This is a genomic window from Sphingomonas sp. 3P27F8 (assembly GCF_005502745.1).
Lineage (GTDB): Bacteria > Pseudomonadota > Alphaproteobacteria > Sphingomonadales > Sphingomonadaceae > Sphingomonas.
Map to the genome: position 1 here is coordinate 51330 of NZ_SCNL01000013.1, position 23755 is coordinate 75084.

At 64.8% G+C, this 23755-nt stretch carries 26 protein-coding genes and 1 tRNA gene; 18 read left to right on the plus strand and 9 right to left on the minus strand.

The window, feature by feature from the left end:
- Positions 1-63: 63 nt before the first annotated feature.
- From FFS35_RS14900 to FFS35_RS14920, 5 genes are all read left to right on the plus strand, one after another.
- Entirely contained in the window at positions 64-741 is a 678-nt protein-coding gene (locus tag FFS35_RS14900; RefSeq protein ID WP_137787885.1) for a hypothetical protein, read from the plus strand.
- A 9-nt stretch (positions 742-750) separates the two neighbouring features.
- Entirely contained in the window at positions 751-1071 is a 321-nt protein-coding gene (locus FFS35_RS14905) for an arsenate reductase family protein (protein WP_137787886.1), read from the plus strand.
- On the plus strand, positions 1068-2492 hold the full coding sequence (locus FFS35_RS14910; RefSeq protein ID WP_249341681.1) for a phospholipase D-like domain-containing protein: 1425 nt from the start codon (positions 1068-1070) through the stop codon (positions 2490-2492). The genes FFS35_RS14905 and FFS35_RS14910 overlap by 4 nt, the downstream gene beginning before the upstream one ends.
- 63 nt (positions 2493-2555) lie before the next feature.
- Positions 2556-4769, plus strand: a complete 2214-nt coding sequence (gene purL, locus FFS35_RS14915) for a phosphoribosylformylglycinamidine synthase subunit PurL (protein WP_137787887.1) — start codon at positions 2556-2558, stop codon at positions 4767-4769.
- On the plus strand, positions 4766-5299 hold the full coding sequence (locus tag FFS35_RS14920) for a hypothetical protein (RefSeq protein WP_137787888.1): 534 nt from the start codon (positions 4766-4768) through the stop codon (positions 5297-5299). The genes purL and FFS35_RS14920 overlap by 4 nt, the downstream gene beginning before the upstream one ends.
- A gap of 46 nt (positions 5300-5345) precedes the next feature.
- On the opposite strand, the gene FFS35_RS14925 is transcribed toward FFS35_RS14920, so the two are convergent.
- Positions 5346-6170, minus strand: coding sequence for a phosphoheptose isomerase (locus FFS35_RS14925; protein ID WP_137787889.1), 825 nt, complete (start codon positions 6168-6170; stop codon positions 5346-5348).
- Positions 6171-6271: 101 nt separating this feature from the next.
- On the opposite strand from FFS35_RS14925, the gene bamD reads away from it, so the two are divergent.
- The 7 genes from bamD to bfr all read left to right on the plus strand — a co-directional run bounded on the left by bamD (position 6272) and on the right by bfr (position 12546).
- Positions 6272-7204, plus strand: a complete 933-nt coding sequence (gene bamD, locus FFS35_RS14930; RefSeq protein WP_137787890.1) for an outer membrane protein assembly factor BamD — start codon at positions 6272-6274, stop codon at positions 7202-7204.
- A 57-nt stretch (positions 7205-7261) separates the two neighbouring features.
- Complete coding sequence (recN, locus tag FFS35_RS14935; protein WP_137787891.1) at positions 7262-8917, plus strand: DNA repair protein RecN; 1656 nt, start codon at positions 7262-7264, stop codon at positions 8915-8917.
- Entirely contained in the window at positions 8917-9867 is a 951-nt protein-coding gene (locus FFS35_RS14940; RefSeq protein ID WP_137787892.1) for a cation diffusion facilitator family transporter, read from the plus strand. Before recN ends, FFS35_RS14940 begins: the two co-directional genes overlap by 1 nt.
- A gap of 155 nt (positions 9868-10022) precedes the next feature.
- Entirely contained in the window at positions 10023-10472 is a 450-nt protein-coding gene (locus tag FFS35_RS14945) for a hypothetical protein (protein WP_137787893.1), read from the plus strand.
- On the plus strand, positions 10469-11710 hold the full coding sequence (locus tag FFS35_RS14950) for a DUF418 domain-containing protein (protein ID WP_137787894.1): 1242 nt from the start codon (positions 10469-10471) through the stop codon (positions 11708-11710). Before FFS35_RS14945 ends, FFS35_RS14950 begins: the two co-directional genes overlap by 4 nt.
- An 83-nt stretch (positions 11711-11793) precedes the next feature.
- Positions 11794-11964: a (2Fe-2S)-binding protein gene (locus tag FFS35_RS14955; protein ID WP_137787895.1), complete on the plus strand. Its 171-nt coding sequence runs from the start codon at positions 11794-11796 to the stop codon at positions 11962-11964.
- Positions 11965-12063: 99 nt separating this feature from the next.
- Positions 12064-12546 carry a bacterioferritin gene (gene bfr, locus FFS35_RS14960; RefSeq protein ID WP_137787896.1) on the plus strand — a complete coding sequence of 161 codons (483 nt, stop codon included), beginning with the start codon at positions 12064-12066 and terminating at the stop codon, positions 12544-12546.
- A gap of 30 nt (positions 12547-12576) precedes the next feature.
- Here the strand turns inward: bfr and FFS35_RS14965 are convergent, their stop codons facing one another.
- From FFS35_RS14965 to FFS35_RS14990, 6 genes are all read right to left on the minus strand, one after another.
- A complete protein-coding gene (locus FFS35_RS14965; protein WP_249341682.1) occupies positions 12577-13008 on the minus strand; it encodes an Hpt domain-containing protein in 432 nt (143 codons plus the stop codon).
- Positions 13009-13136: 128 nt separating this feature from the next.
- Positions 13137-14513 carry a ribosome biogenesis GTPase Der gene (gene der, locus FFS35_RS14970; protein ID WP_137787898.1) on the minus strand — a complete coding sequence of 459 codons (1377 nt, stop codon included), beginning with the start codon at positions 14511-14513 and terminating at the stop codon, positions 13137-13139.
- Between the two features lie 31 nt (positions 14514-14544).
- The gene (locus FFS35_RS14975) at positions 14545-15870 is read right to left on the minus strand and encodes a PQQ-like beta-propeller repeat protein (protein WP_137787899.1); all 1326 of its coding nucleotides are present in this window, start codon (positions 15868-15870) and stop codon (positions 14545-14547) included.
- On the minus strand, positions 15870-16577 hold the full coding sequence (locus FFS35_RS14980) for a tetratricopeptide repeat protein (protein WP_137787900.1): 708 nt from the start codon (positions 16575-16577) through the stop codon (positions 15870-15872). Before FFS35_RS14980 ends, FFS35_RS14975 begins: the two co-directional genes overlap by 1 nt.
- 66 nt (positions 16578-16643) lie before the next feature.
- Positions 16644-17501: a 3-methyl-2-oxobutanoate hydroxymethyltransferase gene (panB, locus tag FFS35_RS14985; RefSeq protein WP_137787901.1), complete on the minus strand. Its 858-nt coding sequence runs from the start codon at positions 17499-17501 to the stop codon at positions 16644-16646.
- Between the two features lie 110 nt (positions 17502-17611).
- Positions 17612-17701, minus strand: a tRNA-Ser gene (locus tag FFS35_RS14990).
- A 112-nt stretch (positions 17702-17813) separates the two neighbouring features.
- Between FFS35_RS14990 and hspQ the strand changes: the two genes are divergently transcribed.
- The 6 genes from hspQ to obgE all read left to right on the plus strand — a co-directional run bounded on the left by hspQ (position 17814) and on the right by obgE (position 21415).
- Positions 17814-18191, plus strand: a complete 378-nt coding sequence (gene hspQ / locus FFS35_RS14995; protein WP_137787902.1) for a heat shock protein HspQ — start codon at positions 17814-17816, stop codon at positions 18189-18191.
- 132 nt (positions 18192-18323) lie between these two features.
- Positions 18324-18695 (plus strand): 50S ribosomal protein L21, encoded by a 372-nt coding sequence (rplU, locus tag FFS35_RS15000; protein ID WP_137787903.1) that lies wholly within the window; start codon positions 18324-18326, stop codon positions 18693-18695.
- 13 nt (positions 18696-18708) lie between these two features.
- Positions 18709-18978, plus strand: coding sequence for a 50S ribosomal protein L27 (rpmA, locus tag FFS35_RS15005; RefSeq protein WP_137787904.1), 270 nt, complete (start codon positions 18709-18711; stop codon positions 18976-18978).
- Positions 18979-19155: 177 nt separating this feature from the next.
- Positions 19156-19701, plus strand: a complete 546-nt coding sequence (locus FFS35_RS15010) for a GNAT family N-acetyltransferase (protein ID WP_249341683.1) — start codon at positions 19156-19158, stop codon at positions 19699-19701.
- Positions 19702-19773: 72 nt separating this feature from the next.
- Positions 19774-20364, plus strand: a complete 591-nt coding sequence (locus FFS35_RS15015) for a TetR family transcriptional regulator (RefSeq protein ID WP_137787906.1) — start codon at positions 19774-19776, stop codon at positions 20362-20364.
- A gap of 1 nt (position 20365) precedes the next feature.
- The gene (gene obgE, locus FFS35_RS15020; RefSeq protein ID WP_137787907.1) at positions 20366-21415 is read left to right on the plus strand and encodes a GTPase ObgE; all 1050 of its coding nucleotides are present in this window, start codon (positions 20366-20368) and stop codon (positions 21413-21415) included.
- Positions 21416-21434: 19 nt separating this feature from the next.
- On the opposite strand, the gene FFS35_RS15025 is transcribed toward obgE, so the two are convergent.
- Both FFS35_RS15025 and FFS35_RS15030 read right to left on the minus strand, forming a co-directional pair.
- A complete protein-coding gene (locus tag FFS35_RS15025; RefSeq protein WP_137787908.1) occupies positions 21435-22460 on the minus strand; it encodes a choice-of-anchor A family protein in 1026 nt (341 codons plus the stop codon).
- Positions 22461-22537: 77 nt separating this feature from the next.
- Entirely contained in the window at positions 22538-23755 is a 1218-nt protein-coding gene (locus tag FFS35_RS15030; RefSeq protein ID WP_249341684.1) for a serine hydrolase domain-containing protein, read from the minus strand.

Sequence of the window (23755 nt, forward strand, 5' to 3'; positions counted from 1 at the left end):
CGCTTGCGTCGCCCGCGCGCGTGGGCGACGCTCGCTCCCTGAGCGGGGACGGGGAGGCAGCGCATGTTCATCGGCCATTATGCACCGGCAATCGTCGCGGCGACCAGCCCGAAGGCACCGCGCCTGGGGCCGTTGTTCATCGCCGCGCAACTCGTCGACATCGCCTTTTTCTCGTTCGTGCTGCTCGGCGCGGAACATATGCGCGCGGTGCCCGGCTTCACCGTCATGAACGCGATGGACCTGTACAGCATGCCCTACACGCACAGCCTGATCGGCGCGCTTGGGTTCGCGGCGGCCTGGGCGGTGGGCACGCGCTTGCTGGGTGGTGGGTGGCCGGCGGCGGCGATCGGCGCGGCGGTGGTGGCGTCGCACTGGTTTCTTGACCTGCTGGTCCATGCGCCGGATCTGACGTTGCTGGGCGGCGGCGCGCGCTACGGGCTCGGCTTGTGGAATCATCCGGCGATCGAAATGCCGCTGGAAGTGGCGCTGACCGGCGGCGCGCTGCTTTTCTATGCCGGCCGTACGCGCGGCGCGCGGCTGCCGCTGGTGGTGCTGGCGGTCGCGCTGGCGGGGGTGCAGGCGTTCAACTGGCTGAGCCCGCAACCGACAATGGTGATCGACCCGGTCCCCGCCTCGCAACCTTTGACCGCGCTGGTCGCTTATGCGCTGCTCGCGGCGCTCGCCTTCTGGGTCGGGCGCACGCGCGTTCTGAAGGGTGGACCGCGCGTCCGGCTGGTCTAGAGGGAGGCGATGAAGGCTATTATCTGGCATAACCCCCGCTGCTCGAAATCCCGTGAGGCGCTTGCGTTGCTCAACGAAGCAGGCGTGGACGTCACCATCGTCGAGTATCTCAAGACGCCGCCGACGCGCGACGCGCTGGCACGGCTCTATGCGCGCGGCGGCATCGCCCCGCGTGCAGCGCTGCGCAAGGATGCGCCGGCGCTGGCCAGCGATGACGAGGCGCTGGATGCGATGGCCGCCGATCCGGCGCTGATCGAACGCCCGGTAGTCGAGACCGACAAGGGCGTCGTCATTGCCCGCCCACCCGAGCGGGTGCGCGACATACTGTGACGCTGCCTGCGAATACCCGCTGGCGCACCGCGCGCGCCAGTCGCGCTTCCGTCGTCATCGACGCGGACAATTACTTCCGTGCGGCATGGGAAGCGATGCAACGGGCGCGTCGGCAAATCCTGCTGGTCGGCTGGGATTTCGACGCGCGCATCTCTCTTGTATTCGACGACGAGGAGGTAGTCGCTCCGGTGACGGTGGGCGACTTCATCGGCTGGCTGGTGGATCGTACGCCCGGGCTGGAAGTATATATCCTGCGCTGGGACAAAGGCGCGCTGAAGACGCTGTTTCGAGGCAAGACGCTGTGGACGCTCACGAAATGGCGGTTCGCCCGGCGTCGGATCCACCTGAAGCTTGACGGTCACCATCCGATCGCCGCGTCGCAGCACCAGAAGATCGTGGTGATAGACGATTCGATCGCATTCTGCGGCGGCATCGACATGACCGACGCCCGTTGGGACACGCGCGACCATCGCGACGACGATGTGCACCGTGTTACCCCCCGAGGCAAACCATACAAACCGTGGCATGACGCAACCACCGCGCTCGAGGGCCCGGTCGCTGCGGCGCTTGGCGAGTTGTGCCGCGAGCGCTGGCGGATCGCGGGAGGCCGACCGATCCACCCGCCCGCGCGCCACGGCGAAGGCTGGCCGCCCAGCCTGACCCCCGACTTCACGGACATCGACGTCGCTATTTCCCGCACCCAGCCGCACTGCGGCGATCAGCCCGAAGTGCTGGAAATAGAGAACCTCTACGTCCACCTGATCGCCCGCGCGAGGCGGCGCATCTATGCCGAGAGCCAGTATTTCGCTTCACGCCGTGTTGCGGAGGCGATCGCGGCGCGCCTGACGGAGCCGGACGGGCCCGAGATTGTCATCATCAATCCCGTCGTCGCGCAGGGCTGGCTGGAGCCGATCGCGATGGATACTGCGCGCGCCCGGCTGTTTCAGGCGCTGAAACAGAACGATCCTCATGGTCGGCTGCGCATTTATCACCCGGTCACCACCTCCGGCCGCGCGATCTACGTCCATGCCAAAGTGCTGGTGATCGATGAGGAGGTGGTTCGCGTCGGCTCGTCGAACTTCAACAATCGCTCGCTAAGGCTCGATACCGAATGCGATGTCACCATCGTTGACGATGGCGCGCGCATCGCGGCGATCCGCGACGGGCTGGTGGCGGAGCATCTTGGCTGCGATCCGGCATCTATCGCCGCCGACATCGCCGAACACGGCCTGATCGCCACGATCGAGGCACGCCGGGGGGGCGGCCACACGCTGATCCCCTATGAGGTGCCCGATCTGGACGATGTCCAGAAATGGCTGGCGGACAATGAGGTTCTGGACCCGGAAGGACCGACCGAAATGTTCGAGCCGCTCTCGAAACGCGGCCTGCTCCGCCGGTTGAGAATCCGCGCCAGGGATTGATTGCAATGCGTCGATGCCATCCTGGTGTTGTTCCGATCGGCCTTGCCCCCTAAAGGCGCAGCCATGAGCCAGATCACGCCCGAGATCGTTGCCGAACACGGCCTCTCCCCGCAGGAATATGACCGACTTCTCCACGCGCTTGGCCGCGAGCCAAATCTGGTGGAGCTTGGAATCTTCTCGGTGATGTGGTCCGAGCATTGCAGCTACAAGTCCAGCCGTATCCACCTCAAGAAGCTGCCGACCGAAGCGCCCTGGGTGATCTGCGGCCCCGGCGAGAATGCCGGCGTGATCGATATTGGTGACGGGCAGGCGGCGATCTTCAAGATGGAGAGCCACAACCACCCGAGCTATATCGAGCCTTATCAGGGCGCGGCGACGGGCGTAGGGGGGATCCTGCGCGACGTGTTCACGATGGGCGCGCGGCCGGTGGCGAACATGAACGCGTTGCGCTTCGGCAGGCCCGATCATCCCAGGATGCGCCACCTGATTTCCGGCGTGGTGCACGGCATCGGGGGCTATGGCAATTGCGTCGGCGTGCCGACGGTGGGCGGCGAGGTGAATTTTCACCCCGCCTACGACGGCAATATCCTGGTCAATGCGATGACGGTGGGCGTCGCGGATACCGACAAGATCTTCTACTCGGCAGCATCCGGGATCGGCAATCCGATCGTCTACGTGGGCAGCAAGACCGGGCGTGACGGCATCCACGGCGCGACGATGGCCTCGGCCGATTTCTCCGAGGATTCGGAAGAGAAGCGCCCCACGGTGCAGGTCGGCGATCCGTTCACCGAAAAGCTGCTGATCGAGGCATGCCTGGAACTGATGGCGTCCGACGCGATCGTCGCGATCCAGGATATGGGCGCCGCGGGCCTGACCTCCTCCAGCGTCGAGATGGCATCCAAGGGTGGCGTCGGCATCGAACTCGTAATGGACGACGTGCCACAGCGCGAGAGCGGCATGACGCCGTATGAAATGATGCTGTCTGAAAGCCAGGAGCGGATGCTAATGGTGCTCAAGCCGGGGCGCGAGGCGTTCGCCGAGGCGATCTTCCGGAAGTGGGAGCTGGATTTCGCGGTGATCGGGCACGTCACCGATACCGGCCGGATGGTGCTGAAGTGGAAGGGCGATGTCGTGTGCGACATCCCGCTCGGGCCACTCGCGGACGAAGCCCCGCTCTATGATCGGCCGCACGTCCCCACCCCGCCCGCCAAGGCGCTGACCAACGTGCCGGAAAGCAGCGACATCGCCGCCGATCTGCTGACGCTGATGGGCTCGCCGGACATCGCCAGCCGCCGCTGGATTTGGGAACAATATGACCACATGGTCGGCGCGGACACCGCGCAGCGCCCGGGCGGCGACGCGGCGGTAGTGCGCGTCCACGGCACCGACAAAGCGCTCGCCATCACCACCGATTGCACCCCGCGTTATTGCTTCGCGGACCCGGTGGAGGGCGGCAAGCAGGCCGTCGCCGAAACATGGCGTAATCTGACCGCCGTGGGCGCCACGCCGCTGGCGATCACCAACTGCCTGAACTTCGCCAATCCGCAACGGCCCGAGATCATGGGCCAGATCGTCGGCTGTCTGGAGGGAATGGGGGACGCCTGTCGCGCGCTCGATTATCCGATCGTGTCCGGCAACGTCAGCCTCTACAATGAGAGCAAAGCGACCGGTGGCGGCTCCGCGATCCTGCCGACCCCGGCGATCGGCGGCGTCGGATTGCTGAAGGACTGGAGCAAATCCGCCACGATTGCCTTCAAGGGATCGGGCGACGTGATAATGGTGGTGGGCACGCGGCGCGGGCATCTCGGGCAGAGCCTGTGGTTGCGCGAAGTGCATGGTCGCGAGGAAGGCCCGCCGCCGCGCGTCGATCTGGCGGCGGAAAAGGCAACTGGTGATCTGATCCGGGGGGCGATCCAGTCCGGCCAGCTTTCCGCCGTGCATGACGTATCCGATGGTGGCATCGCGGTGACGCTCGCGGAAATGGCGCTGGCGGGCGATATCGGTGCGATGATCGATCGCAAGCAGCCGTTCGGTTGTGCCGAATCCTTTTTCGCAGAAGATCAGGGCGTCTATGTCGTAACCGTCCACGATCACGCGCTGGCGGATTTCCTCCAGGCCGCGCTGGAAGCCGGAGTCGAGGCGGAGCCGCTCGGGCGCACGGGCGGCAAGAGGCTGATCTTCGAACGCCCCAATCGCGACGATGTTGTAACGCTGGAGGCGCTGCGCGTCGCACATGAGGGGTTCTTCCCCAAGTTGATGGGCACTGCTGCGGCATGATCGCGCTCGCGCTGCTCGCATTCGCCGCCGCCGGCCCTGCCCCGGCGGCGGAGCCTGCCACGCCGGCGCCGGATTTCTTCGCCGCCGCGATCTGCCAGCCGCCTTATTCGTACGACGCGGCCACCAGGCTGTACAAAGAGGCGCAGAAGCTGGGTAAGCCCGATACGGCGCGGTTCGGCGCGGCCGTATATCGCCTGCCCGCCCCCGCCGGGCGCGACGGCTTCGAGACGCAGGAAGTGTTCTTCGCGGGATCGGCGCTGGGCGTCCTGATCGATGGGCAGGTCGCCGCGAAGCTGGCCGAAACCTATAATCTGGTGCCTGAGAAGATCAGATTACTGGGCGCATCCTCGCTCGGATTCTCGCGCGTCCTGCCCGATGCCGACCAGCCGATGAAGGACATGGGGCTTGTTTCCATCGTCGCGCGACAGGGCCCGGGTCTGAAGGGCAAAACGATGCTGGCGTGCGAGTTCGTCTCGAACGAGGATCGCGAGCGGCTGGAAATGTTCGAGAAGGCATCCGGCAACCGGTGATCCCCGCCCCGGCGCGTGGCCGGGGCAGGGAGGTGCGCAGGCGCGATCAGAGCCGCTGAGCGCCGGAATAGGCGAATAGCAAATCGCTGCCGGCCTCGGCGTGCAGTTCCTCGCTGCCCGAAATCAGCACGCATTCCCCCGCGTGCCACCTCACGCCGGCCACCGAGCCCGCGCCGGTGATCGGCACCAGCCAGCCCGATTTGCCCTCAGGCAGCGTGATCTTGCGCGTCCCGCCGCCCCAGCGCTCCAGGACGAACTTCGGCCCTTCCACCAGGATCGTCCGCCCCGGCGACACTTCTCCCGGCATTGGTGGCGGGGTCCACGGGTTCAGGTCGGCCACCGCGACGCCATCGTCAAGATGCAGTTCCCGCCCCCGGCCATAGTCGTAGAGACGATACGTCACGTCCGAATTCTGCTGTACCTCGATCACGGTCAGCCCCGCGCCGATCGCGTGAATCACGCCGGAATGCGAATAATAGAAATCGCCCGCCTTCACCGGCTTCCAGTCCAGCTTGTGCTCGATCGATCCGTCGAGCGCGCTCGCGCGCAATTCGTCGGCGGTCAGCGGTGCCTTCGGGCCGATCGCGATGGTCGAATCGGGCTCGGCATCAAGGATCACCCAGCATTCGTCCTTGCCGCGCGGCAGCCCGCGCGCGCGCGCCTCGGCGTCCGACGGGTGATCCTGTACCGACAGTTTCTCGCTGGTGAACAGATATTTGATGAGCAGTTCCGGCTCTTCCGGGTGCGGTGACTGAAACCACACCTCCCCGATCGGTTCGCCGCCAGGCACCGGATCGGGAAAGCCGGGATAAAGCCGGTGTCGCCCCCATGGTTTTTCCACACGCTTGGTCGCCAGCAAGGTCGCAGTCATGTCTTTCTCCGCATAGCCCGATCACCGGCATTCAACGCGCGGCGCGGCGAATGCGTTTCCCCGTTGTTCGCGGCGTCCGGCATAGGCTAAAGGCGTTCCAGATGCGTACCCCTTTCTCTCGTCCGCTGGCACTGGCGCTGGTCGCAGCGCTTGCCCTCCCGATCGCCGGCTGCGCGCGTAACCGCACCAAGGGCGACCTGCCGTATGTCGCGCGCGACGTGGGGACGCTGTATACGGCGGCGAAGACGCGGCTGGATCAGCATCGCTACAAGGAAGCGGCGGCCCTCTTCGACGAGGTGGAGCGGCAGCATCCCTATTCGGTATGGGCGCGCCGCGCGCAGTTGATGGGGGCATTCAGCCACTATCTTGCGCGTAGCTACACCGATTCGATCCAGTCGGCGCAGCGCTTCATCTCGGTCCATCCGGGCAACAAGGATGCGGCCTACGCCTATTACCTGATCGCCCTGTGTTACTATGAGCAGATCAGCGATGTGACCCGCGATCAGAAGATCAGCACGCAGGCGCAGGACGCGCTGGGTGAACTGATCCGCCGCTATCCCAACACGCGCTACGCCGGCGACGCACGGCTGAAGGTCGATCTTGTCCGAGATCATCTGGCCGGCAAGGAAATGGAGATCGGCCGCTTTTATGAACGGCGCGGTCAGTGGCTCGCCGCGACGCTGCGCTTCCGCAAGGTGATCGACGACTATCAGACGACCACGCACACGCCCGAGGCGCTGATGCGCCTTACCGAAACCTATCTGGCGCTCGGCGTGCGCGGCGAGGCGGAAAAGTCGGCCGCCGTACTTGGCGCGAACTATCCCGGCACAGACTGGTATGAGCGGGCGTACAAGCTGGTGAAGGAATATCCGCCGACGGCGATCGCGCCGCTCGCGCCCGGCCAGCCGGTGGTCACGCAAGCGACCACCCCGGTCGCGACTCCCGGCACCGCGGCGCCGTCCGCCGCTCCTGCACTGGAAGCGCCCGGCAAGCCGACTCCTGCCTCCCCGTCTTCGACCACGCCGGGAAACTGATGGCATGATCCGGGCGCGGATCACTGCCGCCCGGTCCGGCGTCAGCGCGTGCGAACGATGCTGACCGCGCTGTCGATCCGCGATGTCGTGCTGATCGAGGCGCTCGATCTCGAATTCGGCCCCGGCCTTGGCGTGCTGACGGGTGAGACGGGCGCGGGCAAGTCGATCCTGCTGGACTCGCTCGGGCTGGCACTCGGCCAGCGCGCGGACAGCGGGCTGGTACGGCACGGCGCGACCCAGGCATCCGTCACCGCTACGTTCGATGCGCCGGCCGATGCCGCGCGCCTGCTCGACATCAACGGTTTCGAGGTAGAGCCGGGCGAGCCGCTGATCATTCGCCGCATCGTCAAGGCGGACGGGGGCAGCCGCGCCTTCATCAACGATCAGCCCGCTTCGGCTGGTCTCCTGCGTGAGATCGGCGCGTTACTTGTCGAAATCCACGGCCAGCATGATGAGCGCGGGCTGCTGGCGCCGGCCGGCCATCGCGCCTTGCTCGACATGTTCGGACGAATCGACCTTCACGCCACAACTGCCGCCTGGACCGCGCACAGCGCCGCCCAGGATGCGCTGGCGGCAGCGCGGGCCGAAGTCGATACGGCGGCACGTGATCGCGAATGGCTGGAGCATGCCGTCACCGAACTTGACACGCTCGCACCCGAACCCGGCGAGGAACAGGCGCTCGCCGACAAGCGGCGCTCGATGCAGCGCGCCGCCAAGGTGGCAGAAGATCTAGGCGCGGTCGCCGACCATCTCGAAGGCTCGGAGGGCGCGCTGGCGCGTTTGCGGCAGGCGGCGCGCGTGCTGGAGCGTATTGCCCCCGATCACGCCGCGCTTGCAGAGGCGCTCGATGCGATCGATCGCGCACTTGCCGAGGCCGGCACCGCCGAGGAGCGCCTGCACGACGCCCGCCTCGCGCTGGCTTACGACCCGCGCGAGCTTGAGCATGACGAGGCGCGGCTGTTCGAACTGCGCGGGCTGGCGCGCAAGCATCGCGTCCAGCCTGACGATCTTGCGGCGCTTGCGGACGATCTGCGCGGGCGATTGTCCCGGCTCAATGCCGGCGAGGAAGGCATCGCGGCGCTGGAGAAGCGCGTGGCGGAAACGGCGCACGCCTACGACGTAGCCGCATCGGCGCTGAGCGCGTCGCGCGCCGCCACCGCCGGGCGGCTGGATGCGGCGGTGGCGGCGGAACTTGCGCCGCTCAAGCTTGATGCCGCGCGCTTTCGCACCAGCATCGCGCCCGCGGGACAGGAGGGCTGGGGGGCGGCGGGCAAGGACCGCGTCGAATTCGAGATATCGACCAATCCGGGCGCGCCATTCGCGCCGCTGATCCGCATCGCCAGCGGCGGCGAATTGTCGCGCTTCATCCTCGCGCTGAAAGTGGCGCTGGCGGCGGAGGGCGGCGCGGAAACGATGGTTTTCGACGAGATCGACCGCGGCGTCGGGGGCGCGGTCGCATCCGCGATCGGCGAGCGGCTGGCGCGCCTGTCTGGTCATGCGCAATTGCTCGTCGTCACGCACAGCCCGCAGGTGGCCGCGCGCGCGGACGCGCATCTGCTGATCGCCAAGCGCCACGACGGGATCGTCACCCGCACGGGCGTTACAGCGCTTGACGCGCCAGCCCGCCGCGAGGAGATCGCGCGGATGCTGTCGGGCGCGATCATAACTGACGAAGCCCGCGCGCAGGCGGAAAGATTGCTGGAGGTCGCCTGATGGGATCGCATCATCACGGACATGCCGGGCATGGCCACGGGCACGGGCACGGGCACGGGCATCACCATCATGCCGCCCCCGCCCGCTGGGACCGCGCCTTCGCGATCGGTATCGGGCTTAACCTCGTCTATGTCGTGGCCGAAAGCGCGGCGGGCTTCCTGTTCAACTCGGTCGCGCTGCTCGCAGACGCCGGTCACAACCTTTCCGATGTACTGGGCCTCGCCGTGGCGTGGGGCGGGGCGGCGCTGGCGCGGACGGCGCCCTCAAAGCGCTTCACCTATGGCTTGAAGGGGTCGACGATCCTCGCCGCGCTGGCCAATGCGCTGCTGCTTCTGGTCGCGCTCGGAGCGATCGCGCTGGAGGCGATACAGCGCTTCGGCGAGCCAACACCGGTGCCGGGGCTGACAGTATCTCTAGTCGCGGGCGTGGGTATCGCGGTCAACGCCGGGACGGCGTTGCTGTTCGCGTCCGGCCGCAAGGGTGATGTCAACATTCGCGGCGCCTATCTGCACATGGCGGCGGATGCGCTGGTGTCTGCCGGGGTGGTGGTGGCAGGGATCGTAATCTGGGCGACCGGCGCAACCTGGATCGACGCAGCCGTCAGCCTCATCATCGCCGCGCTGATCTTCTGGCAGACCTGGGGGCTGCTGCGCGAGACCGTGGAGATGGCGCTAGCCGCCGTGCCGCGCGGGATCGACTATGACGGGGTGGAAGAGGCGCTCGCCGCGCTCCCCGGCGTCAGCGAGGTACACGATCTTCACATCTGGCCGATGTCCACCACCGAGCCGGGCCTGACCGCCCACCTGCGGCTTCCCGCCGGCCACCCCGGCGACGACTTCCTCCACGGCGCGCAGGCGATGCTTCACGATCGTTTCGGCATCGGCCATGCGACAATCCAGATCGAGACCGGCGAGGCCACATGCCGGCTCGCTAGCGCGGCGACGGTTTAAGGCGTGTGCCCCGATTCGTTACCCAGTGACGGGGCGCGCTGAACTCGTTTGGCGGACAGATCACGGACGAACCGCCGCACAATGCCGTCGCGATTGTTCTTCCGCCCTCACCACGGTTATGCCCATCGGGATAACCGGCAACTGGATCGCATCCCATGCAGCAGCCCTCATCCTTTTCAGCAACCGGGCGGATCGCTCGGGCGACGCTGGTCGCGGGTACGCTCGATATCCTGGCGGCGATCGGGCTGACGCTGTTCTACGGCAAACGCACCGTTTCGGAGATGCTCGCCTATGTCGCCTCCGGCCCGTTTCCGGGCGTGCCGGTGCGCGGACTGCCGGTCGCGCTGCTCGGGCTGGCGGTGCATTATGCGCTGATAGCGTTGATGGCGGCGGTGTTCGTGATCGCGGCTGAGCGCTCGTCAGGGTTGCGACGACAGCCGATGGCGGGCGGCATCGGCTATGGCCTCATCACCTTCGCGGCGATGAACCTGATCGTCGTGCCGCTGCGCTTCGGGGTGATGCCATCGGTCGCCGGGATGGTGACGCAATTGTTCTGCCACATCGTGCTTGTCGGCCTGCCGATCGCCTTCATCGCCCGCCGGTGACGCCCGCAACCGATCGGATAGCGACGCTGGACGCGGTGCGTGGCGTCGCGGTGATGGGCATCCTGTTGCTCAACATCGTCTCATTCGCGCTCCCTGCCTATGCCTATGTCGATCCGACGTTCGCCGGCGGCGCGGCGGGGGCGAACTGGTGGACATGGGCGATCGTGTTCGTGCTGGCGGACGGGAAAATGCGCGCGCTTTTCACGATGCTGTTCGGCGCGTCCACCGTGCTGGTTGCAGAGCGCGCGCTGGCGGGCGGCGAGAATGCGGCGCGGGTACATTATGCCCGCATGGCAAGTCTTTTCGCGATCGGCCTGGTCCACGCCTATCTGATCTGGGCGGGCGACATATTGACGCTCTACGCCGTCTGCGGCGCGCTGGTGTTTGCGTTGTGGCGCTGGCCGCCGCGCCTGCTTGCGGGCGTGGCGGGGGCGCTGCTGCTGTGGCAACTCGCGACAGGGGTGATCGGTTATGTCGATACCCGGCGGTTCGAGGCGGCTGCGACCGCGCCGGATGCAGGCGCAGCGCTGCGCATCCGATGGGCAGACTACCGTGCCGCGCTCCTGCCGCCAGTTCAGCCGGCGGCGGAGGATATCGCCACCTATCGTGGCAGCTGGCGCGAGATCGCAATCGCCCGCGCGCATGAGGCTTTCCAGCTCGAAACGCAGGTAATGCCGCTGATGCTGCCGGAAACGGTGGCGCTGATGCTGCTCGGCATGGCCCTTTTTCGCACCGGGTTTTTCTCCGGCGGATGGGAGCGCCGGGCATATTGGCGTGTAGCGATCGGCGGATATGCATTGACGATACCCGGTTACATCGCGCTTACCGTGTGGCTGACCCGCGCGCATTTCGACCCGATCGTGATGATCCTGAGCGAGCCGCTGCATCTCGTGCTGCTGCGCCCGTGGATGGCGATGGCGCATGCCGCAATCGTGATCCTGTGCGTAACATCGGGCCGGGCGCGATGGCTGACGGCGCGCATTGCCGCCGTCGGGCGGATGGCGTTCAGCAATTATCTCGGCACCAGCATTCTGTGTACGCTGATATTCTACGGCTATGGCCTGGGCTGGTATGGCCGACTGGAGCGGTGGCAACTTTACGCCGTCGTCATGCTCGTCTGGGCCGCGATGCTCCTCTGGTCGAGGCCGTGGCTGGAACGATTCGCCTACGAGCCGGCGGAATGGTTGTGGCGCAGCATCGCGCGCGGGCGCGTGCAAACGATGCGGCGCGACGATTGACACGCGATTGCGAACCAAACGCAAAAAGTCTTGCGAGCGCGTCGCAATAACGGTAGATCATGTCTGGAGCGAGGGAGTGCCGCATGGTCGTCTGCGTTTGTAATGCCATTCGGGAATGCGAGGTGCGCGAGGCTGCGCGCGCCGGATCGAGAACGGCCTGCCAGGCCTATCGCTCGCTTGGCCGGCAGCCGAAGTGCGGCCAATGCGTCACGTTCGCGCGATCCATTATCGATCAGGAGCGCGCTGCTGCGTAACAGTCGCAGCAATATAAGCCGCGGAAATCCGCCATTTTCCCGTTGCCGCAACCCCTTGTCGCGGGGTAAAACACGCGCTGCAACGGGAGTAATAGTGGCATGAAGGGCGACGCGCGCGTCATCGAATTTCTGAACGAGACGCTCAAGAACGAGCTGACCGCGATCAATCAATATTGGCTGCACCACCGCATGCTCGATCATTGGGGCGTGAAGAAGCTCGCCGAGTTCGAACGTCACGAATCAATCGACGAGATGAAGCACGCCGACTGGCTGGCCGAGCGCATCCTGTTCCTCGATGGGCTGCCCAATTTTCAGCTTCTCGGCCGGTTGCGCATCGGCGAATCGGTGGAGGAGGTGCTCAAGGCCGATCTCGCGCTGGAAATAGAGGCGGTCGCGCAGTTGAAGGGCGCGATCGCCTATTGCGAAGAAGTGAAGGATTACGTCAGCCGCGATCTTTTCGCGAAGATCCTCGAAAGCGAGGAGGAGCATGTCGATACGCTCGAGCGTCAGTTTGAAATGATCGAGCGTATGGGCCTGCAGAACTACGTTCAGCTAAACGCCAAGAGCGAGCACGATAGCTGAAGCCCGGTGGCCGCCGGCTAAGCTGGCGGCTCAACCGTTGCCGAAGCCGCTCTGCCCCGGCCGGCGCCCGAAGCCTGACGAGCGGCGCTGGGCGAGTGGGTTTGCCTCGCGTTCGAGGAGCGCAAGCGTCTGGTCGAACAATGGACGGAGCTTGACGATATCCTCGATCATTGCGGTCGGCGTATCGCGCGTCTCTACGCAAAAACGCGCGGCAAGTTCGATCGATTCGGCCAGCGCCGCCAGCGGTTCCGCGCCGAACTGAAGCGCTTCGCCCTTCAGCGTATGCGCGGGTATCACCATCGCGGCGGCGTTCTGATCCTGCGCCGCTTTTTCGATCGCGGCGAGCGATTTGACTCCATCCTCACGGAAATAGCCCAGAATGCGGATAAAGCCCGCGCCCAGCTCGGTGCGGGCGCGTGCAAACGTATTCCAGTCGATCAGCGTTGAGCCTTCGAACGACACTTGTCCCTCCGTGCTCGGGGATCGATCACGACGTCTGCCACTGTCCATAATCGCCGAACGTAAACACGGAGTAAGCATGAGTTACGGCGCGTATACTTCCGTCGCCCGCGGCGACTTCGCTCGCCGCATTATTTCTGATGATCGAACGGGTTGCGCGGCGCACGCAGCGTCAGCCGGATCGGAACAGCGCCGAAATCGAGATCGCGGCGCATGCTGTTCATCAGATAGCGCTCATAGCTCGCCGGTAACTGATCGACGCGCGTGCCGAAAATGACGAAGCTCGGCGGCCGCGTCTTCACTTGCGTCACATACCGCATCTTGATGCGCTTGCCGCCGGGCGCGGGCGGCGGGTTCGCCTCGATCGCGCGCTCAAACCAGCGATTGAGTTCGCCGGTGCCGACCCGCCGGGACCATGCGGCGCGGGTGGCAAAAGCGGCACCGATCAACTGATCGATCCCCTTTCCCGTGGCTGCCGAGACGGTGAGCAACGGCACGCCTTTCACCTGACTGAGCCCGTCCTCCAGCGCTTTTCGTACGCCGTTGAACAGCGACGACGGATCGGCCGCGACATCCCATTTGTTAAGCGCGATCACCAGCGCGCGGCCTTCCGACAATACTTTGTCCGCGATGCGCAGATCCTGCGCCTCCAGCCCGAGCGTCGCATCGAGCAACAGCACCACCACTTCGGCGAAATCGACCGCGTGCAACGCATCCGCGACCGACAGTTTCTCCAGCTTGTCCTGCACTTTGGCGCGCTTGCGCATGCCGGCGGTGTCGATCAGGCGAACCGCGCGCGGCCCGTTCGGCCCCTGCCATTCCCAGTCGATCGCGATCGAATCGCGGGTGATGCCCGCTTCGGGGCCGGTAATCATACGATCCTCGCCGAGCATCCGGTTCACCAGCGTCGATTTGCCGGCGTTTGGGCGACCGACGATCGCGAGCTGCAGCGGCGCGTCGAGGCGATCATGCTCGGCCTCCTCTGCCAGAAAGGGCTGATCTTCCTCTTCGCGTTCGAGATGCGGCAGCAGCGCCTCGAACAGATCGGCGAGGCCTTCGCCGTGTTCGGCGGAAAGCTGCACCGGATCGCCGAACCCGAGTGCAAGCGATTCGAGCACGCCCTGATCGCCCGCGCGCCCCTCAGCCTTGTTGGCGACGAGGACGATCGGCGTGGACGATCCGCGCAGCCAGCGCGCTATTTCCTCATCGAGCGGCACGATCCCCGCCCGCGCGTCCACCACGAACAGCGCTACATCCGCCATCCGCACCGCCGATTCTGTTTGCCGACGCATTCGGCCCGGCAGCGTTTCCGGGTCCTCGTCCTCATAACCCGCCGTATCTACGATGCGGAAGTCCAGCCCCAGCAGATGCGCATCACCCTCGCGCCGGTCACGCGTGACGCCCGGGCGATCGTCGACAAGCGCTAGCTTCTTTCCGACAAGACGGTTGAACAGGGTCGATTTGCCAACATTAGGTCGGCCGACGATCGCGACGATGGGAAGCGGCATCGCGGCGCAATAGCGGCAACAGACGCCGCCGTCACCTGTAGGCGGTCAAACGCCCCTTCTGATCGAGCACGTAAAGCGTCGAATTGGCGACGACCGGCGGCAAACCAAGCTCGGCACCCTGCTGAATCGTGGTGACGACGCTGCCGTCGGCGGGCGAAACGCCGACAATCTCGCCACGCGTGTTGGTCAACCACAATTTGTTGCCCGCCAGCACCGGCCCGAACCACACGTAGGCGCCCGATTTCTTCTTCACATTCTTGTAGCCGCGAAGCTGCGAAATCCATCGCACCTTCCCGTTCGCGCGCGAAAGGCAGATCAGTCGCGCATCATCGGTGACAACAAACAGCCACTCGCCCGCCAGCACCGGTGTAGATGTGCCGGCGAGATTTTGCTCCCAAAGCCGCTGGCCGGTGGAAATCTCAAGCGCAACCATGCGTCCGCCCTGCCCGACCGCATAGACGCGGCCATCGGCGATAACCGGATCGGCATCGATATCCGCAAGGCTGGATACCGAGGTGGAGATTGACGTGCGCGAAAGCGCATCCTGCCACAAGGTGCGTCCGTTCTCGTAGCGATAGGCATTGAGCTCGCCCGAAGAGAAACCTGCGACTACCGTGCCCGCGTCGACCGCGGGCGCGGCGACACCGAACACACCCTGCGTTTCCAGGCTGCCGGATTCCGCCCACACGACCTTGCCGTCGGCCTCGCTAAGCGCGAAGAGCTGATTGTCCTGGCTGAGCACATAAACCTGGCCGCCGGCCACAGTCGGCGCACCACGCAACGGGCCACCCGGCTTGGCGCGCCAGACGATCGCGCCGTCGGCTGCGTTCATCGCCACTACATCGCCAAGACCGTCGGTGGCGAAAACCTTACCATCTTCGTACGATACGCCGCCGCCAAAGCGCGCGGCGCTGTTCTTCTTCTCCGTCGCCATCGGCGTCGTCCACAATGCAGCGCCGCTATCCGCGCGGAAAGCATGAACGACGGCATCGACATCCACGACGAAGAGCTTGCCGTCCGCCACCACTGGCGCGGCGCCGAGCCGCTGGCGGTTCGATCCGCCATCGATCCGCGCGCTCCACGCGCGCGTCGGGGTCGCGGCGAGCGCGAGGTTGCCCATATTCTTCGCGGCATTGCCGCCGGGCTGAGCCCAGGCGTCATTCGCCGCGGCGGGCGGCAGCGTTACCGCGATGCCAGAAAGTGACGGCTCTACCGCCGCGCCATTCTCTGAAACAAGGATCGGTATCCGTTCGCCCAGCGTAGGCGTCTTTTTGGGACCATGTCCCTTGAAGATGCCGCATCCGCTCAACCCTATCAACGCGGCGATCACCAGCGGCGCAGCCAAAACCTTCTTCATTACTGTTTGGCCTTCTCGTTGCCGCTCGCGTTGTTCGCGTCACCCGTGCTCAATACCCCGGCCATCTGAACCGCGCGTTGACGAAGCGATGGTGGCACCTGTTCGGAGGCGGCGATCTGCCCGAAAAGCTGGCTGGCGAGATCGCGTCGCCCCTGCTTTAGATAGGCGATCGCCACCAGCTCGCCGGCGCTGCCGAAATAGGGCTGTCCAGCAATCGCAAGTCCGCGCAGCCGGCCGACCACGACATCGGGCTTAAGCGTATCGAATTCCGCGCTGGTCTGGCGGATCAACGCGAGATCGCGGAACGGCTTTGCCATGGACTGATCACCCGCAATCGTGGCGAACTGCTGCGCTGCGCCCTTCAGATCGTTCTTCTGAAGCGCGATATCCGCCTGCGTGAAGCGCGCAGCGGCGCGATAGCCATCCGATTTCGACTGCGCGAGCTCGGCAAGTGTCGTGGATGCCGCATCGACCTTGCCCGATCCCATGTTATCGAACGCCACCTGCAGCCGTTCGCCTTCACGATCGGCCGTCTTCTGCTGCTGGTTCTGCCAGAACAGGAAGCCGCCGAAAAGCGCGAGGCCGCCGACGATCGCAACGATCATCAACCGGCCATAACGCCGCCAAAAATCGAGCGCTTGATCTTTGCGCAACTCCTCGTCGACTTCGCGCAGGAAAGCTTCGTTATTTTGCGGCGTCAGGGCCAAGGTTAACTCCGGGACAGGAAAAGCGCGCCTGTTTAGCGGCGCGGCGCGCGAAACGGAAGCGGCTTGCTATTTCGGCTGGTAAGTCTGTTCCACACCCGGAAAAGAGCGCGCACGCACCTCGCCGGCATAAGCCGCCGCGCGCTCCGAAATGAAGCTTGCCATATCGCCGTAACGCTTCACGAAGCGCGGCGTCCGCTCGAACAGGCCGAGCATGTCCTCGCTCACCAGCACTTGGCCATCGCAATGGGCCGATGCACCGATCCCGATCGTGGGGCAGTCGATCGAGCGCGTCAGCTCGATCGCGATCGACTCGATGACGCCTTCCACGACGATCGAGAAAGCGCCCGCGTGCGCGATTGCTTGGCCATCGTCGATGATCTTGGTTGCTTCCTCCTGCGTTCGCCCGCGCGCGCCATAACCGCCAAGCGTGTTGACCGCCTGCGGCGTCAGCCCGACATGCCCCATAACCGGGATGCCGCGTTCTACGAGGAACTTGACTGTCGGCGCCATCGTCACGCCGCCTTCCAGCTTCACCCCAGCCGCGCCGGTCTGCTTTAGCAGCCAGGATGCGCTTTCGAACGCTTTCTCGGGAGACGCCTCATAGCTGCCGAACGGCATGTCCACGACGACCATCGCGTGATAGCTGCCGCGCACGACCGCCGCGCCATGCGCCGCCATCATCTCCAAGGTGACTGGCACAGTGGAAGGAAGGCCATAGACCACCTGCCCGAGGCTGTCGCCGACCAGCAAAAGATCGCAATACGGATCGAGCAATTGCGCCGTGCGCACCGTATAGGCTGTCAGCATCACGAGCGGCTCACCGCCCTTGCGCTTGCGAACGGCCGGCACTGTGACGCGCTTCATTGGCGCAGAGACCGGCGTGGCGCGGCTGGTGGAAGTGTCTATGGTGAAGGTGGTGGACATAGGCGCGGACTTATCGCGTGGCGCAAGCGGATGCCAGTCCGTACCTTTTACTGAAGCCGATCCGCCCGCCGCATGGCAAAACCGTCAATGCAAGCGGGGCGACTGGGAGATGGCGGAGAGGGTGGGATTCGAACCCACGGTACCCGTAAAGGCACAACGGTTTTCGAGACCGTCCCAATCGACCACTCTGGCACCTCTCCGCGAGGTCGTCCGCAGCGTACGCGGGGCGATCGAGGGCGCGCCTCTAACCGCATTGCAGGGCGTGCGCAACCCACCCATTGCCACGCGTTACGGAGCCACTAGATAGTTGGCATGACGAACGAACACGCACCCTCCTCCAATAAAGAATCCGTTGCCCCGCCGCTTGTTTCGCACGCGCGTTTCTCGATTGGGGAGATTGTGCGTCACCGCATGCTAGATTTCCGCGGCGTGATCTTTGACGTCGATCCGGTCTTCAACAACAGCGACGAATGGTATGAGGCGATCCCGGAAAAGATCCGGCCCCGCAAGGATCAGCCGTTCTATCATCTTCTCGCCGAGAACGCGGAATCGACCTATGTCGCCTATGTCAGCCAGCAAAACCTGGTGTCAGACGACAGTGACGATCCGATCGAACATCCCGCTATCGCAGGGCTGTTCACAGATTACACGGACGGGCGGTATACTCTTCGGCGCGAGCATCGACACTGAGTTGATGCGGCGACACCGGCCCGTTTGATTGCCGGGAATCGGTTGACAGAATCGCGCAGCCGGCTTAACCGCCCCGCTTCTCCCGACGGGTGCGCCTGTTCGGGCAATAGCATTTGGAAAGTGACAAGGGCCATGTTCGCAGTCGTGCGCACTGGCGGCAAGCAGTATCGCGTAGCCGCCGGAGACAAGATCGTCGTTGAAAAGATCGAGGGTGATGCAGGCGCCTCGGTGACGCTTGGCGACGTGCTGCTCGCTGGCGAAGGTTCTGAGCTGAAGCCGACTGACGGCCTGACCGTCGCTGCCGAAATCGTCGCGCAGGCTAAAGGCGATAAGGTCATCGTCTTCAAGAAGCGCCGTCGTCACAACTACCGTCGCCGCAACGGCCACCGCCAGCAGCACACGATCCTGAAGATCGTCGCCATCGGCGCCGCCGATAAGAAGAAGGCTGCCCCCAAGGCCGCCAAGAAGACCGAGGGCGACGCCGCCCAGGCCGCCGAAGCGTAAGGAGTAGATCGCAATGGCACATAAAAAGGCAGGCGGTTCGTCGCGTAACGGTCGTGATTCGGCCGGCCGTCGTCTCGGTGTGAAGAAGTTCGGTGGGCAGGAAGCCGTGGCCGGCAACATCCTCGTCCGCCAGCGCGGGACCAAATTCTATCCGGGCCGCAATGTGGGTATCGGCAAGGACCATACCCTGTTTGCGCTCGTCGATGGCCGTGTCGTGTTTCACGACGGCAAGCTTGGCCGCAAATTCTGTTCGGTCGAGATTATGCAGGCAGCAGCCGAATAACATCGGGCAACCAGCCGGGTTGCCCACCAGGGCGACCCGGGTTCCGATCGCGGAACCAGCCAGATCAAGGGAGACGGGTCCGCCCCGGCTCCCTTTTTTTCATGCTCCCGGAACCACTTGTGTCGCGAGTCCTTAACAAGGGCGGCGTAGCGGCGCGGGCAGCCGAGGAGAGCGATGATGTTCGCGCGGACGAAGAGATTGACGTTGCGGCCATGGTGGCCCGAGGATGCCGAGATATTGACGCGAGCGATTGCGCACGAGGCGATCGCCAAGAAGCTGGCGCGGATGCCGTGGCCATACGCGGCGACGGATGCGGAATCGTTCCTGTCGCGACCCCGCGGCGCCGCGGAGCCGGTTTTTGCCATTCTGGCGCACGACAGCGCATATCCGAATCTGATCGGTGGCATCGGGCTGCGCTGCGAAAACGGTGTGCATGAGCTAGGCTATTGGCTCACGCCCCAAAGTTGGGGTTACGGCTACGCTACCGAGGCAGCACGGATCGTGATCGAACAGGCGCGCCACGCGCTTGGCGTCAAGCGGATTGAAGCGAGCCACCACCTGGACAACACCGCATCGCGCCGGGTACTGACCAAGCTCGGTTTCCGCGAGATATGCCGCGAGCCGCATTATTCGCTTGCCCATCGCGAGGAGATCGACTGCGCCGTGCTGGCGCTCGATTTCGAGAACGATGGCCAGTTGGCCCCGCTCCAGATCGCGGCCTGAATGATCCTGCCCGGCGCATCAGCCGCGCCGGGAAGGATTGTATTTCTACTGTAAAGCGTCGACAGCCAGCGAATGTCCGTAACCCCCCTTTCCACCCGCCGGCGGCTGAGCCCGGAGGAATCGCGCGAAGCCGCGCTGGAGGCTGCGCGCGCTCTTCTGGTCGAGGTCGGGCCGCAGGCGGTTACGCTTAAGGCAGTGGCGGCGCGCATCGGGCGCACCCACGCCAATCTGCTGCACCATTTTGGTTCGGCCGACGGGTTGCAGAAGGCGCTTATCGCGCGAATGGCCGGCTTCATCACCGGCACGATCCGCGATGCCGTACTTCGCCAGCGGGAAACCGACCAGGAACCGGCTGAGATTGTCGATCTTGCCTTCGATGCATTCGATACGGGCGGCGCGGGTGCGCTGGCAAGCTGGATGATCCTCAACGGCAATGAGGATGCGCTCGACCCGATCTTCGAGGCGATCCACGATCTCGTCGATGATCTTGCCGTCGATCATCTGAAAGATGGACGGCCGCTACAGGACGAAACGCTGCAACTCGTTTTGATGGCGCTGGGCGATGCGCTGTTCGGTGCACCACTTACCCGTGCGCTTGGGCTGCCGCGCAACCGCGCGCGCCATCTCGCCCGCGCCATGCTTATTCAGGACCGGATCAACTGACGTGCATTTTCTAGACCAAGCCAAGATTTTCGCCCGTTCTGGTGCCGGTGGGCCTGGCGCGGTCAGCTTCCGGCGCGAAAAGTTCATCGAATATGGCGGCCCTGATGGCGGCAACGGTGGCAAGGGCGGCGACATCGTGTTCGAGGCGGTCGCAGGGCTGAACACGCTGATCGATTTCCGTTACACGCAGCATTTCCGGGCCCCGCGCGGCAATGGCGGAGCGGGGTCGAACCGCACTGGTGCGGGCGGCGACGATCTGGTCATCAAGGTTCCGGTCGGAACGCAGATTCTCGCTGACGACGAAGAACGCACCCTGCTTCTCGATATGGTGAAAGTCGGCCAGCGCGAAATATTCCTGCGCGGCGGCGATGGCGGGCGCGGCAACGCCAGTTACAAGACCTCTACCAATCGCGCCCCGCGCCAGCATGGCACGGGCTGGCCTTCGGAGGAGGCGTGGGTTTGGCTTCGGCTGAAGCTGCTGGCCGATGCCGGGCTGGTCGGGCTACCCAATGCGGGCAAGTCGACCTTCATTAACGCGGTCACCAATGCTCAGGCGAAAGTGGGCGCCTACGCCTTTACCACCACGCGACCGCAACTGGGCGTGGTGCGTCATCGGGCACGCGAATTCGTGATCGCCGACATTCCAGGCCTGATCGAGGGCGCGGCGGAAGGCGCGGGGGTCGGCGATCGTTTCCTTGGCCATATCGAACGATGTCGTGTGCTGCTGCATCTGGTCGATGCCAACGATCCGGACGTGGCGGAAAGCTATCGCATCGTTCGTGACGAACTCATCGCTTATGGCGCCGGGCTGGACGAGAAGCCGGTGGTGGTCGCGCTCAACAAGATCGACACGCTTGATGACGAGTTGGTCGCGGCGCTTTCGGCCGAGCTTGAAACGGCAAGCGGCGCGCCGGTGATCCCCATTTCCGGCGCGAGCGGGGTGGGGGTCGACTGGGCGCTAGATCAACTGATGGAACAAATCGGCCCCGAGGCAGGCGCCGTCAGCGAGGACGACGAGGGCGAGGACGCGATCGAATGGTCGCCTGTGTGATCCGGCGCGCGCTTGGTTCTTAGGCGGCGGCGCGGCGCGCCTGACCGCCACGGCGACGCAACGCCCCGGCGATGCCGCCGAAGCCCAGGATCATCAGCGCCCATGTGGCCGGCTCGGGCACGCTGACGGTCGGGGGAGTGAAGCCGCCGTTATACGTGGCGAGGTGGATTTCGCCGTTCTGCACCAGGCTGCTGAATACTGCCGAGCCCTGGATGTAATTGCCAATCGTGCCCGCTGCATGCGGCGCCAACACCGATCCGCCCCACGCTGTCGTCAGGTTCAGCGTAGCCGCATCGGCGAAGTTCCAGATCACCTTCTGGCCAAGGTTCTGGGTGCCGCCAAGGAAATTGTCGTTCAACAGGACGTTCGAGCCGATCACGTTCACGATCGCGGTGCTCGCCCCATTCAGATTGAACTGGATTTCGCCGAACGAACTGAAATCCGCTGCCGTCAGTGTGAAAACCGCGACGCCGTTGCCCCCGGGCGCCGCATTGAACGTGGCGCGGTTGCTGGCGATCGAGATCAGGCTGTTGGACGTAAGACCGGCATAGGCGGACGACAGATCGGACAGGCTGTTGATAAGCGCTGCCTTTTGATCCGTAAGCGCGGACGTGAATCCCGGCACCGCCGCTTGCCCTGAAAGCACCGTATTGCCGTTGATATTGGTATTCTGGATCGTGCCGCCGACCTTAACCGTCTGGAGCGGGCCGTTGAGGTTGAAACCGCTCACCACATTGCCGCCGACGATCGCGCCGGCGCCATTGTTGAGGTTTTTCGTACCTCCGGTGACGTTACCGACCACCGTAAGCCCCGGCCAGCCATAGCTGGACGCGGCTGGCGTCTTGATCTGGTAGTTCGAGGAATTGCCGGAAAGATTGCCACCGACGAAGGTACGCCCCTCCACTTCCGAACTGGATGAGAGATCGCCGAACACGATCAAATTCCACTCCTTGAGCGCATCGACACCAACGACGGTGGCCGCAGTTGCTGGGAGCGGCAGCGCGGCGATCGCGCAAAGAAGGGCGAATCGGAATGCGGTTTTCATGGCCGCATCCGATAACCCTTTCAGCAATCAGCGTCATCAGCCCGGAAACGGCAGCCCGTGCCATGATGGCACAACAGTCAGCGTCGCCGCGGCGTGCGCACCAGCGGGCCCTGCGAAGCGGCGAAAAGACGTTCTACAAACGCCAGCCGCCGCCGCGACAGCTCCTGGTCCGTCGCCTTCGGCCATGCGCTGACGATCGCGATCACCGTCTTGCTCGCAGGATCGACGGTGATGCTCTGCCCAAAAATGCCGACCCCACCAAAGCGCTGTTTCGGATAGGTCCACCATTGATAGCCATAGCCGAACCCGGCGCCGGCACCGGTTTCTGCCTGCGCGCGCGTGGCCTGAGCGAACCAGCCGGGGGCGACGATGCCGTGGCCGCCCTCCAGCGCCAATTGGCCCATGCGCGCATAGTCACGCAGTGAGACGGACAGGCAGCAGCCCGCGACCTCGTGCCCGCTCGGGTCGGTCATCCAGAACGCGTCCTGCTCCATGCCGTAACGCTGCCACACGCGCTCGCTTAGGTAAGTCGCGAGCGGCTTCTTCACCGCATTGCCCACGAGCACGCCGATCAGATTGGTTTCACCGGTCTTGTAGACCCATTTGCTGTCGGGCGCGGAGTCTCGCGGAAGGGTGCGCATGTAGGCGACGGTCGCGTCCATCCCCGGCGGGACGGGAATCGAGAACATTCGCGCCACATCGGATGCCGGATCGGTATAATCCTCGTTCCATTTCACCCCCGACGTCATCGTCAGAAGTTGCGCGATCGTCACCCCGTCATACGCGCTGCCGGCAAGATCCGGGATGTATCTGGTCACCGGCTCGTCGACCGACTTGATGAAGCCATCCCGGATCGCCGCGCCCACCAGCGTCGATGTGAAGGACTTTGCGACCGAGAAGCTCGTCCACCGTCCCTCGCGGGTCAGCCCACGGGCATAGCGTTCGAGCCGCACGGCGCCCTGCTGAACCACGATCAGCCCGGCGACATTCTGCGCCGCCATGAAAGCGTCAACATCCGCTGCCGATATCGGCAGCGGCGGACCAGGCGGCAACGCCAGCACCTTTTTTCCTGCTTTCACCACGTGGCCGGGGAACATCTTCTCCATGTGCGGGAAATTCCCGTCGCGCTGCGCCTGTGACCAGAACAGGATTTCCGCGCCGATTTGTTGCAGATGCGCGCGGTTCTGATCGGTGATGGCTACACCACCGTCTACCGGGGCGGTGGCCTGTGGCGCGCTCTGTGCTGTAGCCCCGCCGGCCAGCGCCAGCATCGCGATCAGTCCCGTCCAACGCAT